The organism is Solibacillus sp. FSL W7-1436, from assembly GCF_038007305.1.
Lineage (GTDB): Bacteria > Bacillota > Bacilli > Bacillales_A > Planococcaceae > Solibacillus.
On record NZ_JBBOWV010000001.1, the window covers coordinates 2,824,768 to 2,840,414 of the forward strand.

Sequence of the window (15,647 nt, forward strand, 5' to 3'; positions counted from 1 at the left end):
AATATATGGAAGAAATACTATTAGAAAATGACATCATCAAGTTAAGACCAGTCCAGTTAAGTGATATTGAAGCAATCACTAATGCCGCGGATGATGAACGGATTTGGGAACATATGTCGGTAACGCTGCTTTCAAGAGAAGCGGTACAAAATTATATTGGAAATGCGGTAAAGGAGCGGGATAAGGGGATTTCGTATATGTTTGCGGTTATCGATAAAAAAACGGATACCATTGTAGGCTGTACATCTTTTCTTGATATTTCATTTCCTCATAAACGGCTGGAGATTGGGGCGACTTGGTATAATCCGACTGTGTGGCGTTCTGCAATCAATACTAATTGCAAATTTCTGTTGTTCCAGTATTGTTTTGAAGTACTTAAATTAAATCGTATTCAAATTAAGACAGGGCACGAAAACTACCGTTCACAAAAAGCCATTGAACGGATTGGTGCAGTGAAAGAAGGGGTTTTACGCAATCATATGATCCGAAAAGAAGGAATCATCCGCCATACCGTTATGTACAGTGTCATTTTGGAAGATTGGGAAAAACTGAAAACAATGTTCATGGATCGTTTATTGAATTATTGAAAATTTGCGGGTGAATTAATAGCGTTGATATGAATTTATAAGAAAATCACAATTTTTCAAGCCTTTTAACACGAATTGTGTGGAATAAACGAACATTATCGTGTCATATCCCGTATTTTCATATACAATGAGAGAGGTTAATCTTTAATGGGAATATCTTATCCTGTTAAATTTAGATAGATTCGGTGTAGGTGAAAAATTTGGGACGAACGAAAACATATATAAGTATAGATATAGAAGCCGCCCTTATACGCGGTAAGCAGTATATTATTGAAATAGGTGCGGTTAAATGGCTTCCGGATGGTACGACTGAAACATTTACTCAGCTAATTCAGCCGTATAAATTCAAAAAGCTGAATGCGCACATTCAAAAGCTGACAGGTATCACTACAGAACAGCTGGTTGATGCCCCTTCTTTCAAAGAAGCTTTTAATAAATTTAAACGCTGGTGTAAACAGGATTATGTATTTTTGACATTTGGTGAATTCGATCGGAAAGTGCTTGAAGAAGAGCTGTCGCGCAACTACATAAAAAATGATTGCTTATATCCGATGATCGATTTTCAGCAAAAATATATGATTGCTAATGGATTAAAGGAGCAGCCTTCATTAGGAGGGTTAATGGCACAGCTTGGATTGGAAAACGAAACCCAGCACCGTGCATTAGCCGATGCGGCAAGTCTGCTCTCAATCTTCGTTAAAGTTGATGGGGATCAGCTTATTGAACAGCAGCAAACGAATGATTTTATTTTATTGCTGACTAATTTCAGAATGCTGGAAACGACGTATGAACTCGTTATTTCTGTTACAAATTGCAAAGTTGAGGATAATGCCATAACGGTTGAATCAATGAATACTTTCCGGGATGAACTTCCCTTTACGGTACAAATGGTGGAACGTGTAGGGGAAGATGGGGAAAAAACGACAACGGAAAAAATTTCGATTAAACCGAATGCACAGGCGAAACAGTTCTTGCAGCAAATTTCCGAAAATATGAACGGCAAAATTTTAATTTCACGTACGGCATTACGATCAATGTCGAAAATATTGAAATTACATCAAGTAACTTTGCCTAAAACAGAAGTCATGACATTAGTAAATTTATTAAAAAAAGAAGAGATTATTGCAAGATTTAATTTGGAAGATGAACCAACCAATACATACGAGGCAAGGGTTCTGCATTTGCTTGTTAAGTATGAGCATATGTTTGTAGCTGAGTTTTATAAACGGGCATTAATCGAAAAAAATATAATACAAGTATAATAAATTCTCCAGTTTTAGGAGAATTTTTTCTTTAATGCCGACTCCTATTACGTTATGATAGGGGGGTACGAATCACTCGTGGGATAATAAAGGAGATTAATTTATGTCAGCATGGATTGGAATTGATACAGGGGGTACGTTAACAAAGCTTGCTTATTTAGATGAGCAGCAGGAGCTTAAATTAACGGTCTTTCCATCTAACGAAATGCATTTAGTAAAAGAATGGTTGGAAAATCATCCTCAAGTTGAAGAAATCGGCTTGACTGGAGGACGTACAGAGCAATTGCTGGACGTTTTAAAGACAATGAAGTCGATTGAATATATTGTTGAATTTGAAGCAACTTTAAAAGGTGTGCGCTATTTGCTGGAGAAAGAAGGCCACACGATTAATCAGAGTATCATTACGAATATCGGTACAGGCACATCGATTCACTATATGGATGGCTATACACATGCCAGGGTAGGAGGGACAGGTGTAGGCGGAGGTACCTTGATCGGACTGTCGGCAATCATGACCGGAATTTCTGATTTTGAAGAAATTAAAGCAAACGCTTTCAAAGGGAAGCGGGAAGGCATTGATTTACTCGTAAAGGATATTTATCAAGGAATGGATACGCCGATTGACGGCAATTTAACTGCAAGTAATTTTGGAAAGGTCGGCATTACCGATCAACGGGAATTTGAACAAAATAACGTACTTGCAACAACACAGGGATTGATCGGGGAAGTGATTTCCACATTAAGTATCCAGCTTGCCGTCCAGTATGAGACGGAGCATATCGTGTATATCGGCTCAACGCTGATCGACAATGAACAGCTTGTAAAGGTGATTGAACATTATACTATATTAAAAAAACATAAACCCGTTTTCTTAAAGGATTGCGGATATTCAGGTGCGATTGGTGCATTGTTAAATATTCGTGAGCACAGCAGAAATTAAAGGACAGCATTTAGGCTAACAACATAGTTTAAATGCTTCTTTTTTGCCGTTTTTATCTCAAATACTTTACATCAATTTTTTAGGAGCGTAAAATAGGGAAAGTAAATTATTTAGTTAGGTAAATAAGGAGTGATTGCGATGAATCCGTTATTTCATATACTATTTCAGCAAAACCGCTATTTAGTAAAACAGTTGAATGATACTTTAAAACAGCATGGACTATTCAGCTCACAATGGACGGTTCTTTTTTTATTGCATCAAAAAGGACAAATGACACTTACAGAAATATGGAAGTACCTGGATGTGGAAGCACCGACTGTTACGCGAACTGTCACTCGTCTGGAGACACTCGGCTGGGTGGAAAGAGTGCAAGGAACAGATAAGCGCGAAAAAATGATTGATTTAACGGCCAAAGCAATGGAACAGTTTCCTCAAATTGAAGCATCCGTCGTATCGTTCGAGCGTAAAATGACTGAGAATTTATCAGAGGAAGAACAGGCGCTCCTTATTCAATTACTAAAAAAGATGGAAGGTTAGAATAAATGGAGTTTCAAGAACAAACAAATAAAATTTTTACTAAACGATTTATAAGCCTATTCTTTACGAATATGTCGATATTTCTTGTGTTTTACGGATTGATTACAACATTGCCGTTATATGCAATCGGTGAATTAGGGAAATCCGATGACGATTCAGGACTGCTTGTTACCGTATTTTTAATATCGGCAATTATCGTCCGACCGTTCAGCGGAAAACTGCTGGATCTTTTTGGGAAGAAGCGTTTGCTGATTATCAGTCTTATACTTTACTTTGCATGTACGGTATTATATTTATTCTTTAAACCATTTCTGCTTTTACTGGCGCTTCGTTTTTTTCAGGGGATATGGTTTAGTATTGCAACGACAGCATCGGGCTCTTTAGCGGCCGATATTGTACCGAAACGACGTAAAGGGGCAGGATTGGGCTATTTTGCAATGTCCACAAACTTAGCTGTTGTATTCGGTCCTTTTATCGGGTTGCTTATCATCCAATATTCTAGCTTTGATACGTTATTTATCGCTTTATCTGTATTTGTGGCAATAGGAAGTGTATTGGCATTGACTATTCAGACAAATGATTTGCCAAAACCAGTCGTAGTAGACCGCAGCTTTAAATTTTCATTTGATGATTTATTTGAACGAAGTGCCTTGCCGCTTGCCGCACTTGCCAGCTTAGTTGCGTTTTCTTATGCAAGTGTTTTGTCATTCCTATCGCTTTATGCGGAACAGAAGGATTTATTGAGCGTTGCCAGCTATTTCTTTGCAGTATTTGCTGTTGCGATGATTTCGGTTCGTCCATTCACAGGGAAAGTCTATGATACAATGGGCGCAAAATTTGTTATTATTCCATCGTTCTTTATTTTTTCATTAGGGCTGATTATTCTTGGTAATGCTAATCAGGAAATTCCGTTCTTATTATCGGCAATCTTTATCGGTGCAGGATACGGTACGTTAACAACGAGTTTCCAGTCACTATGTATTCAAGCAACGACAATCCAGCGCAGCGGCTATGCAACGGCCACTTATTTTACGCTGTTTGACATAGGGATTGCTATTGGATCGTATTTACTGGGGATGGTCGCGGTGAGTTTTGGGTATGAATTTGTATATTACATTGCGGCATTTATAATTGTTGTCGTGTTTGCATTGTATATGCTGTTGCTTAATCGTCAAAAATATAAAACAGAACAATAAGAAAAACGATTCATCGTTCCTTTAGGGGGATAGATGAATCGTTTTTTGCCCCTGTTAGAATTAGTTTTTTTAAGGGAAAAATGACAGCGATAAATTTTTCGGATTAGGCGCTTAATTATTCTTTAAAATCGCTTCACGTGCAAGAACATCCGCTGCCTTATTTTCTTTATCGGGAACCCACTTTATGAAAAACAGGTCAAATTGTTCGATTAAAGCGAGTGCCTGCTCTAAATAGGGTTTGAATTCCTCATTTTTCACATATGCTTTGTCGATCGAGCTTACGACAATTTTTGAATCGGAGCGCATGGAAACAAACGATGAACCGATTTTCAAAGCTTCTTCCAAACCGCGCAAGAGCGCAGTAAATTCGGCTTGATGATTGTCTGTAACGCCGATAGGTTCACTGATTTTTATATGCTGCCCTTCGCCTTTTATAAAGATTCCAATCCCGCTAGGACCGGGATTGCCGGCACTGGCACCATCTATATAGACTTCTAACATACTTTCGCTCCTTTAATGTTCTGGTCGTTTAAGTATAACAAATACATGTGAGTTGGAGAAAATAAAAAAATAGCGTACAATAGTAAAACAAATTATCGGGAGGTACATGGCTTGAATAAAGTAGATGTTATGAAAGATATTGATGAATTAATGGATATATACTGCGCTGATTGTCTAGTTATTCAGGACCTTCGCAAAGAACGCGGCAAACATGGTGCACACCGTTTCTGCATTGAATCTTGTACAGTAGGGGAACAGCTTCAGTTTCTTGGTAAGGAAATAATGAAAGTTTCCGAAAAATAACAATTTTAAAACATTAATCATACTATTGGAAAATAATGTTTTTTTGATATAATAATTAAGTATTTCTAAATTATCTAGTATAAATCTCTGGTACAGATTTATTTTCTATAGGTAAATGACTTCAGCGGAGTGGTTACCGTTGAAAAGTTTCTTTATTTTTAAGTCCTTTTCATAGCTGAAAAGGGAGAGACAACTTGTAATATGCAGCGCATAACTGCTATATTACAAGTTGTTTTTTTATGGATTTATTTAAACCAGCGTAAATGAAAAAGCTACTTTCGACGTCTCGAAAGTAGCTTTTTTGTTTTGTTAATTAGTAACTAATTGCTTTTCATTATAGAATGCATTAAGTTCCTGATAATATTTATTTAAAGAAGATGGGGAAACACTGAAGCTTTCGCCGATTTCTTTAACCGTGAATTTTTGATCGAATAAATCATTATCCTGACCAAATCTAACTGCACCGGCAGCAATAGCGCCTGCTTTACGTGCTGTAGGCTGTTTTTCGACTAAGTAATCTTCAACCATTGCTACGAAGCTCTCGTTATTGATCGCTTTTTCCGCCATAAATGCTTTTAACTGTTCCACGACTTCCTGCTCGAAAGGTGTAAACTCTTCTCCCTCATAGCCGTTTTCAACTAGGCCTTCCCATAATAATAAATGGTTTTCTTTTGTGAATTGTTCAACAGGTACACTGCTTGCTTTATATGCCTCTGTAAACTGTTCAAAAGAAATCGCATGTTCTTTATGGAAGAAGATTAGTGTAGAGACAGCTAATACGCGGTTTTCCTTGTTTGAACCATCCGGTAATAAAAAGGCGAACACACGCATTCCTAGAGGAATAGATTTGTGGCTTTCACGCTGAATATGATATGTTGTGCCAGTTAATGCAGAGATGGCTGTAAAGTAATCATCTTGCACGTCTTCGACAGTTCCGATGAAGAATATCGGCTGTTCCCATGATTTCAATAATTCAATCATAGATGGGCGAAGCGCCTTTTTAGCAGTTTTTGCTAAGAAGTTCTGCCAAATATCAGGTCGTTGATGGAAGAAATATTCGTCCAATGCAACGGCTTCCACTAATTCCTTGTGTAATTTCTTTTCTAGTTTCGGTGCCCATTTTCGAACCAATTCCATAAATTCACGGATATCTTTTCGTTCTGGGTAATTACTATAGAAAGTCTGTAATACGTTTTCAATTTCTTCCTGGAAAACGTTTTGTGAAGTTACTTGATTTTTTCCTTCACAACATTTTTTATATTTTTTTCCACTACCGCATAGACATGGGTCATTACGTCCAATCATTGTAACACTTCCTTTAATACAACTTTTAAATACTAATGTCGCAGTATTGCTACTAATAATAATAACGTCAGATTGTTATTATGAAAACTGATTATGTTTTTAGAACTATCAGAAAAATTGTTGCATTTTATATTATATTAAACATTACATAAAAATAGAACAATAATAGAGTTAATTCTATCAATAATCTATAAAAAAAGAGACATTGCACGCTCGATGCGATGTCCCTTCCTATTATAACGTAGTTTCAGAGCGAGTAGGTGATGGGATTTTTTTCATTGCTATAAATTGTTCAAGCTGAGCAACGGTATTCCCAATCAAAATAAATGCACCACCAACTACAAGCTGTGCAGTCAATCCCTGTCCCAGGAAAATCATGGCGAATATGGCTGCAAAAATAGGTTCAAGTGAAAAAATCAGACCTGTATGTGTAGGTGAAGTATATTGTTGTACAACAGCTTGGGCAATAAAGCAAAAAGCGGTACAAATTATGCCTAATCCAAGTACAGCAACCCAACTCGAAGAATTGGACGGGAACATTGGAGTTTCGAACATTACTGTAAATACTGCTCCGAACAAGCCGGCAATACCTAGTTGATAAACACCATATGAAATGGATTCAACATTTTTGGTGAATCTGCTATTTAATATTAAATAGATCGAGTAGCAAACTGCTGCGATTGCAACTAATATATCCCCGGTCTGGAATGCCATTGATTCGTTCATTGTCAAAACGGTAATTCCAATCATTGTTGCAACAATGGCAAAGCTCACTGCCCGTGAAGGGAGCCGCTTATCAATGAAGCTCGTCATGATCGGTACTAATACTACTGTTAAACTTAGTATAAAGCCTGCATTGCCTGCAGAAGTCGTTTTTAGACCGAGCAGTGATAAGGCGAAAATCGTGAACAATAAAAAGCCTTGTATTGATGCATATAAAATCGTTTTCATGTTCACACGCAACATCTTCGGTAAAAAGATCAGCCCTGCAATGATAAATGCGATTAAGCATCGAAGTGCTACAACATTAAAAGCTTCCAAACTATCCAGTCCCATAACCATAAACGTATAGGATAGCCCCCAAAACATTGTAACAATCACCATTAAAATATTTGCTTTACCTTGTAAACTCAAAGATGTCACCACATTTCTAAAAAGTAAGTTTCAAATAATCAGTAAAAATATGTATTGTACGACAAATTTAACTATAAGATTAATAGATTTAATATATCGTACCATCTACAAATCCGATCTGTTATAAAACAGTATAAACAGGAAGTTGTGATTAGTAAAACGAATGTTTATAATGAATGATATGAAAAAAATTCATGTTTAAAATGGATTGGTGGAGTGAATTATCATGAGTTTAGTCAAGTATGAAATTTTAAATAAAGTGGCGGAAGTACATAGCTTTACAAAAGCGGCCTCGGTTTTAGGTCTTACACAGTCAGCTGTAAGTCATGCGGTTTCAAGTTTGGAAAAGGAATTTGGGTTTAATTTAATTCACCGGAACCGTACAGGGGTGACTTTGACTGAAGACGGTACGAAAATGCTTTATGAAATGCGCAAAGTATTATTGGCGGAGGAGCATCTCCAGCAGACCGCATCGAATATTTTAGGGGTGAGCCAAGGGACGGTGAGAATTGGGCTAATATCGACGATCTCTACACATTGGATGCCGAATATCATTCATATTATGGATTCAGAGTATCCGGGCATTCGTATTGAATTGCGTGAAGGGGATTACTATGAAATTGAACAGTGGCTATTACAAGGTGAAGTCGACTGCGGATTTTTAAACCGGACGAGCTCCAAACAGTTCGATTTTATGCCGCTGAAACGGGATCCGCTGTTATGTATTGTGTCGTCGCATAGTCCGCTATATGATAGAACAGAGATTGATTTATTTGAAATTGAAGAAACGCCGATTATAATGCCTTCTTATAAAGGAACAAATGATGTGATGACAACATTTGAAAAATATGGTGTATTTCCGAATATACGTTTTGAACTTTATGATGAAAAGGCCATCGTATCAATGGTGGAACATAATCTGGGCATTAGCATACTGCCTGAAATGGCGATTTCGATGCTGCCGGATACTGTCAAAGCCCTGCCTCTAGTACAGGAAAGCTACCGAATTCTCGGACTGTCTACAAAGCAGAAGCTGTCACCGGCATCGCAAAAATTTGTGGAAATATTAAAGAAATGGCTGGAAAACGAAGAACAGTAAAAGGGGAACCAATTATGCTAACAGGAAAAAAAGTTTTAATAACGAGTGGCGGAACATTCGAAAAATGGGATAATGTCCGCGGCCATACGAATTTATCTAAAGGAACAATGGGGTGCTATTTGGCAGAAGCAGCACTTGAAAAAGGTGCAGACGTCATTTATATGCACGGTGTATTTACACAGCTTCCTGAACATCAAGAAGAGATGCAGCTCATTAAATTTGAAGGAATCGAGGATTTAGGCGAAAGGCTAAAAACAATTCTTGAGTCCGAGCATATCGATTATGTCATTATGGCTGTGGCCGGCTCGGACTGGCTTATCGACAAAGTATTCGATCAGCAAGGTAATGAACTGACCGAAAAAGGGAAAATGCCATCGGATGAACCTCCGATTATCCATTTTAAAAAAGCGCCGAAAATATTGGCACAAATTAAAAACTGGTCGCCTAAAACGACATTAATCGGCTTTAAACTGGAAGCGACAGAAGATGAATCATTTTTATTGGAAAGAGCTGCTGCGAGAATGGAAACTGCGAAAGCGGATTATATGGTCGCAAACAGTTCCAAATCTCTGTACGGTGCAATGGAGCCCCATTATATTATCCGTAAATTCGGGGAGACAGTTAAAGTCGACGGAAAAATGGCAGCTGCAACTGCATTGATCAATGTCATCTCTTAAGTAAAGTTTGCTCATTTTCAATCGTCTATATATGTTATAATTTAGAATATTTAATCTATTCAATATTGAAAAGAGGTTGTAGCATGTACCAGTTCGATCATCTTGTCCATTTTGTCCCATTTCCGGAACAGACATTGTTAAAACTCCAAGAAGAGGGTCTCCATGTGGTCCCGGGAGGAAGTCATGAAGCATGGGGTACATATAATACACTAAGCTATTTTGATTTGGCTTATATTGAATTGATCGGTATTGAAAATGAGGCAAAGTTTCAGGAAGCAGCAAAAAAGAAGTATTCACTACATGCAAGCTATAAAGAAAATCGCCGACGTGACGGATTGACTCGTTTTGCTGTTCGTACAACGACAATCGAGGAAGATGCGAAGTTATTCGCTAAAGCCGGTTTGGAAGTAGTTGGACCGGAGCGATTTTCCAGAAAACGGGAAGATGGCTCTGAAGTAAGCTGGCAACTGCTTTATATCGGTCACCCGAAATCGAAAATTGATTTCCCTTTTTTCATTCAGTGGGATGAAGCAGATACAATCCGGCGAAAGGAACTGAAGGACCGTGGTATTATAGCAAAACATCCGTTAGGAGACCTAACGCTTCAAGCTGTTCATTTTATTGTACCGAATTTCGATGCCGTGGAGCAAATTGCCCAAATAACTGGTGCGCCCGTTTTAAAAAAGGAATATCAGGAAGAAAACGTGCAGCATTCGATTATTCTGCTCGGTGAAGTGAAGCTGATTTTTGCAAAGCCGGTCGGTGAAGGAACCGCTTGGAATTATATGCTCGAAAATGGCTACGGCATAAAAAAGGTCGTTCTTTCAGGAGTGACGGAGCCAAAGCAGTTTACAATTGATGGCGCACAATACGAAATAAATAAGAAATAAAAAAGGCTGTAAACGATTAAAACTTTTCGTTTACAGCTTTGTCTGTTTTTTTGTAACATTCGCTGCCTGCGGACCCCGGATGCCATCGACCAACTCGAATTCAACCACTTGTCCTTCATCCAGTGAACGAAATCCTTCCTCTTGTATGCCAGTAAAGTGTACAAAAACATCTTCACCATTCGTAGATTCTATAAATCCATAACCTTTTTCATTATCAAACCATTTTACAGTGCCTTGGTGCATCCGCTTTCTCCTCCGATACTGTCAAAATCAATTGATGAAACATAAAGATTCCAGAATATTACGAATAAACTATATACTATACATATGACAACTGTCAATAATTTGTCGATTTAACTCACTTTTTCTATTTATTAATTCAGATAAAACAGACTATAATAAAGTAATTACATATAAGAAAGCAGGGCGAAGCATGACAACTATTACGAAAAAACCATTAACCGATATTGAAATAGCTAATCAGGCGACAATGAAGCCGATTTTGGAAATTGCCGAGAATGCAAGCATTCCTTTAGATGCTGTTGAACAATACGGTCGCTATAAAGCAAAAATCGATATAAGCAAAATTAGTGGTGAAGCAACGGCAAATGTTGTGCTAGTAACAGCGATTAGCCCTACACCGGCTGGAGAAGGTAAGTCAACGGTAACAATCGGCTTGGCAGATGCACTGCACCAATTGGATAAGCAGGTAATGGTTGCTTTACGGGAACCTTCATTAGGACCGGTAATGGGTGTGAAAGGCGGCGCTACTGGTGGCGGATATTCACAAGTATTGCCGATGGAGCAAATCAATTTGCATTTCAATGGTGATTTCCATGCGATCACGACTGCAAACAATGCATTATCTGCACTGATTGACAATCATATACACCAAGGAAACGCTTTGAATATTGATCCAAGACGTATTGTCTGGAAACGTGTGCTTGACCTAAATGACCGTGCACTGCGTCATGTAACAGTTGGTTTAGGCGGCCCGATGCAAGGTGTGCCTCGCGAAGACGGATTCGATATTACAGTAGCTTCAGAAATTATGGCCATTTTCTGTTTAGCAACAGGCATGAAAGATTTGAAACAGCGTTTGGCACGTATTGTAATTGGTTATACGTACGATCGGAATCCGGTAACAGTTGGTGAATTACAAGTAGAAGGAGCACTCGCTCTTATTTTAAAGGAAGCGATGAATCCTAACCTGGTTCAAACAATTGAAGGTACACCCGCATTGATTCATGGTGGACCGTTTGCCAACATTGCCCATGGATGCAACTCGATTACTGCAACTCAAACAGCACGTAAACTTGCAGATATCGTTGTGACAGAAGCAGGATTCGGTTCAGATTTAGGTGCGGAGAAGTTTTTAAACATTAAAGCACGTGAAGCAGGATTTAAACCGAGCGCTGTCGTTATTGTTGCGACAATTCGCGCATTGAAAATGCATGGCGGTGTAGCAAAAGCTAACTTGGTGGAAGAAAATGTTGAAGCCTTAAAACAAGGGATTTCCAATTTAGCACAGCATGTAGCGAATGTCCGCAACTTTGGACTGGAGCCGGTAATTGCTCTGAACCGATTTATTACGGATACGGAACAGGAACTGAAAGCTGTTTTACAATGGGCGGAAGCGAATGAGGTTCGGATTGCCCGTACGAATGTATGGGAAGAGGGCGGCAAAGGCGGTATTGAGCTTGCCGAAAAAGTTCTCGAAGTAATTGAACAGCCAAATACTTTCCACCATTTATATGATCTGGAAGAAACAGTTGAACAAAAGTTAACGAAGATTGTACAGCAGGTTTATGGTGGTGCAGGTGTACAATTAACGGATGCTGCTAAAAAACAGCTGGCAGTGATCGAAAAAAATGGTTGGGACACTTTACCGATTTGTATGGCGAAGACACAATATTCATTGTCCGATCAACCAAACTTAGTAGGCAGACCAACGGATTTCGTTGTAACAATTCGTGAAATTCTTCCGAAGTTAGGTGCAGGATTCCTCGTATGCTTAACAGGGGATATTATGACGATGCCAGGCTTGCCGAAACAGCCTGCAGCACTGAATATGGATGTGGCCGAAGATGGTAGTGCACTCGGATTATTTTAATAACACCAGTCTATAGCGACCGACAATAATTTTGTCTGAGGATAAAATAATGCCGGAGCGATGATAAAAAGTAAAAGAAACGTATTCGTTTGATAATTCATTCGAATACGTTTCTTTTATTTGCAGTGGAAACTTTGTTGAAATTGTCGTTCGTTCGTTAAAACATGATTTGTAGAAGGTTAGTAGCAATCATAAAAGTTGCACTTAGTCCGTATGCAACCGATCCAATTAAGATTGGTGAAATAACAATTAGACCTTTTCGTTGGCTATCGTTCATATTTGGTGCTACAGCTTGCATCATTCTTTGCATAAATAACACTCCTTTTTCTGTTTTATGTTTTCTTATTGCTATTATATGATGTGAATTTGTAAAATACAAGCATTTAGTTCACATTTTAGACAAAAATTATCTCTGAATAATTAATGATACTTGATTTTTTGAATGAAAGTTGCTATATGCAGGGGGTTGCCGTAAAGGTTTAAAGGACAGGATCTTTTAGCAATAATCATGTTAAATAACTGAAGTCTTCCGGGTTATCGTGGTAATATGATTATGTAAACTTTAAAAAGAAAATGGTGAATGAAGCATGTCCGAAATAATCATAAGATGTGAACAATTAGTAAAAGAAATTTATGAAACGATGGATGCAAGCCATGATTTTCAACATATTGAACGTGTCTACCAAAACGCAATGACAATACTTAAGTCCGAACCTTTAGCAAATGAAAAAATCGTAAGTTTAGCTGTGCTGCTGCATGATGTCAGTGACGAAAAATATGCTGCGGATAAAGAGCAGGAGCAACGGATTTTGGATGAACTTGATGTTACGGAAGAGGAAAAACAGCATATCCGAACAGTGATTGCAGAGGTATCATTTAATGGAGGCAATGAACGGGACATTACAACAGTTGAATCGAAAATCGTGCGGGATGCAGACCGGCTGGATGCAATTGGTGCAGTGGGAATCGCGCGTACATTCGCTTACGGTGGTGCGAAAGGGCGCAAGTTGTATGATGATGCAGAAGAAGTGCGCGTAAATATGACAAAAGAACAATATCGCAGTCAATCCACAGCGTCTGTGACACACTTTTATGAGAAGCTTCTATTGCTGAAAGATTTAATGGTAACTGCAAAAGGGCGCGAAATGGCTGAAGAACGTCATGCCTTTATGGTACAATTTTTAGAGCAGTTAAAAAAAGAAAGAGACGGGATTTCATGAGTCATTTAATCGTATCAAATTTAACAAAAACAGTTGGCGATAAAACGCTATTTCAAAATATTGAATTTACTATTTATGAAGGCGAACGTGCAGGCCTAATCGGGATAAACGGAACAGGAAAGTCAACTTTATTATCGATTATCGCAAAAAAACAGGATGCGGATACAGTGGAATTTGACCATCCGAACAAGTACCGTATCGCTTATCTGGAACAAGATCCGCAATTTCCGCAAGATTTAACGGTTTTACAAGCTGTATTTAGTGGAGATTCACCGATATTGCAGTTAAACCGTGCCTATGAAGAGGCGGTAGCGGCATTGTCTTTAACTCCGCAATCTGAAAAGCTGCAAAATGAACTATTCCGCTTACAACAGCAGATGGATGCTGAAAATGCATGGGATGTCAATGCATTGGCAAAACAAGCATTAACGAAGCTTGGGATTGATATGTTTGACCAGCAAGTAACAAGTCTTTCGGGTGGACAGCAAAAACGTGTTGCGTTGGCAAAAGTATTAATTGAACCGGCAGATTTATATTTACTGGACGAGCCAACGAACCATTTGGATGTCACTTCGACAGAATGGCTGCAGGAAATGGTTTCACGCCTAAAAGGAGCGGTTATCTTTATTACCCATGACCGTTATTTCCTTGATGAAACAGCAACACATATTTATGAATTGGCAGATAAAACGTTGTACCGCCATACAGGATCATATGGAGATTTTCTTGAAGCACGGGCAATTCGCGAAGAAATGAATGCAGCATCACAGGCAAAATTACGAAATCGCTATCGTTCAGAACTAAAATGGATTCGTCGCGGGGCAAAAGCGCGTACAACAAAACAAAAAGCACGTATTCAGCGTTTCGATGCATTAGATGAATCAATCGACCGTTCGAATGACCAGTCGGATCTTGAATTGGGACTGGCAACAACACGTTTAGGAAAAAAAGTACTGGAATCAGATGGGATTTCAAAAGCATACGGAGAACGTGTCATTATTAAGGATTTTGAATTTTTACTTCAGCACGGGGACCGCATTGGTATAATTGGCGCAAATGGTTACGGAAAGTCGACCCTCCTTAACATGCTCGCAGGTGAAATTGAACCGGATAAAGGCGAGGTTATTGTAGGTTCAACTGTAAAACGTCTTCATTTCAAGCAGGCACTGCCAGCAATGAATGAAAATGCACGAATGATCGATTATATTCGTGAGGCCTCAAATGATATTACCGATTCTGATGGTGTTCGTTACTCTGCGTCACAAATGCTTGAACGTTTTTTATTCCCGCTTAATACACACGGTACACCGATCAGCAAGTTATCGGGCGGGGAACGCAAAAGACTTCACTTGCTTCGTCTATTAATGGAACAGCCAAACGTTTTGCTTTTGGATGAGCCGACGAATGATTTGGATATCGAAACATTGGGTGTTCTTGAAGATTTTATCGAAAACTTCCCAGGTGTTGTTATTACAATCAGTCACGATCGTTTCTTCCTGGACCGTATTGCGAAAAAGCTGTGGATTTTGGATGGAAAAGGCGGCGTATCGGAAAGCTTGGATGTCTATACCGATTATTTAGCAAAACGCGAGTCGGAACTGCAGCAGGAAGCAAAAGAATTGAAGCAGGAAAAGCCGAAAGTCGAAAAGCAGAAGTCAGAAAAGAAAAAGCTGTCATTTAAAGAGCAGAAAGAATGGGAAACTATTGCTGATACAATTGCTCAAGTTGAAGAAAAAATTATGACGACTGAGGACGAAATTTCAACCGCAGGGTCGGATTTTACAAAGCTTCAGCAATTGACGTCCGATTTAGAAAAGCTGAATCAGGAATACGAACAATTAATCGAGCGTTGGAGCTATTTAGACGAAATTGCAAATGGATAG

The 15,647-nt window shown here is 38.6% G+C and carries 17 protein-coding genes; 12 read left to right on the forward strand and 5 right to left on the reverse strand.

Features of this window, described 5'->3' with window-relative positions; genetic code table 11:
• The first annotated feature begins 5 nt into the window (after positions 1 to 5).
• The 5 genes from MKX73_RS13860 (at position 6) to MKX73_RS13880 (ending at position 4,522) form a co-directional block, all read left to right on the forward strand.
• Positions 6 to 587 (forward strand): GNAT family N-acetyltransferase, encoded by a 582-nt coding sequence (locus tag MKX73_RS13860; RefSeq protein ID WP_340717941.1) that lies wholly within the window; start codon positions 6 to 8, stop codon positions 585 to 587.
• A 191-nt stretch (positions 588 to 778) separates the two neighbouring features.
• Positions 779 to 1,849 (forward strand): 3'-5' exonuclease, encoded by a 1,071-nt coding sequence (locus MKX73_RS13865; protein ID WP_340717942.1) that lies wholly within the window; start codon positions 779 to 781, stop codon positions 1,847 to 1,849.
• A 103-nt stretch (positions 1,850 to 1,952) separates the two neighbouring features.
• Positions 1,953 to 2,789, forward strand: a complete 837-nt coding sequence (gene coaW / locus MKX73_RS13870; protein ID WP_340717943.1) for a type II pantothenate kinase — start codon at positions 1,953 to 1,955, stop codon at positions 2,787 to 2,789.
• A 138-nt stretch (positions 2,790 to 2,927) separates the two neighbouring features.
• Positions 2,928 to 3,326, forward strand: coding sequence for a MarR family winged helix-turn-helix transcriptional regulator (locus MKX73_RS13875; RefSeq protein WP_340717944.1), 399 nt, complete (start codon positions 2,928 to 2,930; stop codon positions 3,324 to 3,326).
• Between the two features lie 5 nt (positions 3,327 to 3,331).
• Positions 3,332 to 4,522 (forward strand): MFS transporter, encoded by a 1,191-nt coding sequence (locus MKX73_RS13880; protein WP_340717945.1) that lies wholly within the window; start codon positions 3,332 to 3,334, stop codon positions 4,520 to 4,522.
• Between the two features lie 111 nt (positions 4,523 to 4,633).
• Here MKX73_RS13880 and MKX73_RS13885 read toward each other — a convergent pair whose 3' ends face one another.
• On the reverse strand, positions 4,634 to 5,023 hold the full coding sequence (locus MKX73_RS13885; RefSeq protein ID WP_340717946.1) for a reverse transcriptase-like protein: 390 nt from the start codon (positions 5,021 to 5,023) through the stop codon (positions 4,634 to 4,636).
• A 111-nt stretch (positions 5,024 to 5,134) separates the two neighbouring features.
• Between MKX73_RS13885 and MKX73_RS13890 the strand changes: the two genes are divergently transcribed.
• Complete coding sequence (locus tag MKX73_RS13890; RefSeq protein ID WP_340717947.1) at positions 5,135 to 5,326, forward strand: zinc-finger domain-containing protein; 192 nt, start codon at positions 5,135 to 5,137, stop codon at positions 5,324 to 5,326.
• A gap of 309 nt (positions 5,327 to 5,635) precedes the next feature.
• Here MKX73_RS13890 and MKX73_RS13895 read toward each other — a convergent pair whose 3' ends face one another.
• Both MKX73_RS13895 and MKX73_RS13900 read right to left on the reverse strand, forming a co-directional pair.
• Positions 5,636 to 6,631 carry an SEC-C metal-binding domain-containing protein gene (locus MKX73_RS13895; RefSeq protein WP_340717948.1) on the reverse strand — a complete coding sequence of 332 codons (996 nt, stop codon included), beginning with the start codon at positions 6,629 to 6,631 and terminating at the stop codon, positions 5,636 to 5,638.
• A 234-nt stretch (positions 6,632 to 6,865) separates the two neighbouring features.
• Positions 6,866 to 7,765: a DMT family transporter gene (locus MKX73_RS13900; RefSeq protein ID WP_340717949.1), complete on the reverse strand. Its 900-nt coding sequence runs from the start codon at positions 7,763 to 7,765 to the stop codon at positions 6,866 to 6,868.
• 226 nt (positions 7,766 to 7,991) lie between these two features.
• Here MKX73_RS13900 and MKX73_RS13905 point away from each other — a divergent pair, with 226 nt between their 5' ends.
• The 3 genes from MKX73_RS13905 (at position 7,992) to MKX73_RS13915 (ending at position 10,431) form a co-directional block, all read left to right on the forward strand.
• Positions 7,992 to 8,864, forward strand: a complete 873-nt coding sequence (locus MKX73_RS13905) for a LysR family transcriptional regulator (RefSeq protein WP_340717950.1) — start codon at positions 7,992 to 7,994, stop codon at positions 8,862 to 8,864.
• Between the two features lie 14 nt (positions 8,865 to 8,878).
• Complete coding sequence (locus tag MKX73_RS13910; protein WP_340717951.1) at positions 8,879 to 9,541, forward strand: phosphopantothenoylcysteine decarboxylase domain-containing protein; 663 nt, start codon at positions 8,879 to 8,881, stop codon at positions 9,539 to 9,541.
• A gap of 83 nt (positions 9,542 to 9,624) precedes the next feature.
• Positions 9,625 to 10,431, forward strand: coding sequence for a VOC family protein (locus tag MKX73_RS13915; protein ID WP_340717952.1), 807 nt, complete (start codon positions 9,625 to 9,627; stop codon positions 10,429 to 10,431).
• Between the two features lie 30 nt (positions 10,432 to 10,461).
• Here the strand turns inward: MKX73_RS13915 and MKX73_RS13920 are convergent, their stop codons facing one another.
• Positions 10,462 to 10,674 carry a cold-shock protein gene (locus MKX73_RS13920; RefSeq protein WP_340717953.1) on the reverse strand — a complete coding sequence of 71 codons (213 nt, stop codon included), beginning with the start codon at positions 10,672 to 10,674 and terminating at the stop codon, positions 10,462 to 10,464.
• A gap of 190 nt (positions 10,675 to 10,864) precedes the next feature.
• On the opposite strand from MKX73_RS13920, the gene MKX73_RS13925 reads away from it, so the two are divergent.
• Positions 10,865 to 12,544 (forward strand): formate--tetrahydrofolate ligase, encoded by a 1,680-nt coding sequence (locus tag MKX73_RS13925; protein ID WP_340717954.1) that lies wholly within the window; start codon positions 10,865 to 10,867, stop codon positions 12,542 to 12,544.
• Between the two features lie 157 nt (positions 12,545 to 12,701).
• Here MKX73_RS13925 and MKX73_RS13930 read toward each other — a convergent pair whose 3' ends face one another.
• On the reverse strand, positions 12,702 to 12,854 hold the full coding sequence (locus MKX73_RS13930; RefSeq protein ID WP_176142076.1) for a hypothetical protein: 153 nt from the start codon (positions 12,852 to 12,854) through the stop codon (positions 12,702 to 12,704).
• A 277-nt stretch (positions 12,855 to 13,131) separates the two neighbouring features.
• On the opposite strand from MKX73_RS13930, the gene MKX73_RS13935 reads away from it, so the two are divergent.
• Together MKX73_RS13935 and abc-f are read left to right on the forward strand one after the other, a co-directional pair.
• Positions 13,132 to 13,764 (forward strand): HD domain-containing protein, encoded by a 633-nt coding sequence (locus MKX73_RS13935; protein WP_340717955.1) that lies wholly within the window; start codon positions 13,132 to 13,134, stop codon positions 13,762 to 13,764.
• Positions 13,761 to 15,647, forward strand: coding sequence for a ribosomal protection-like ABC-F family protein (gene abc-f / locus MKX73_RS13940; protein WP_340717956.1), 1,887 nt, complete (start codon positions 13,761 to 13,763; stop codon positions 15,645 to 15,647). Before MKX73_RS13935 ends, abc-f begins: the two co-directional genes overlap by 4 nt.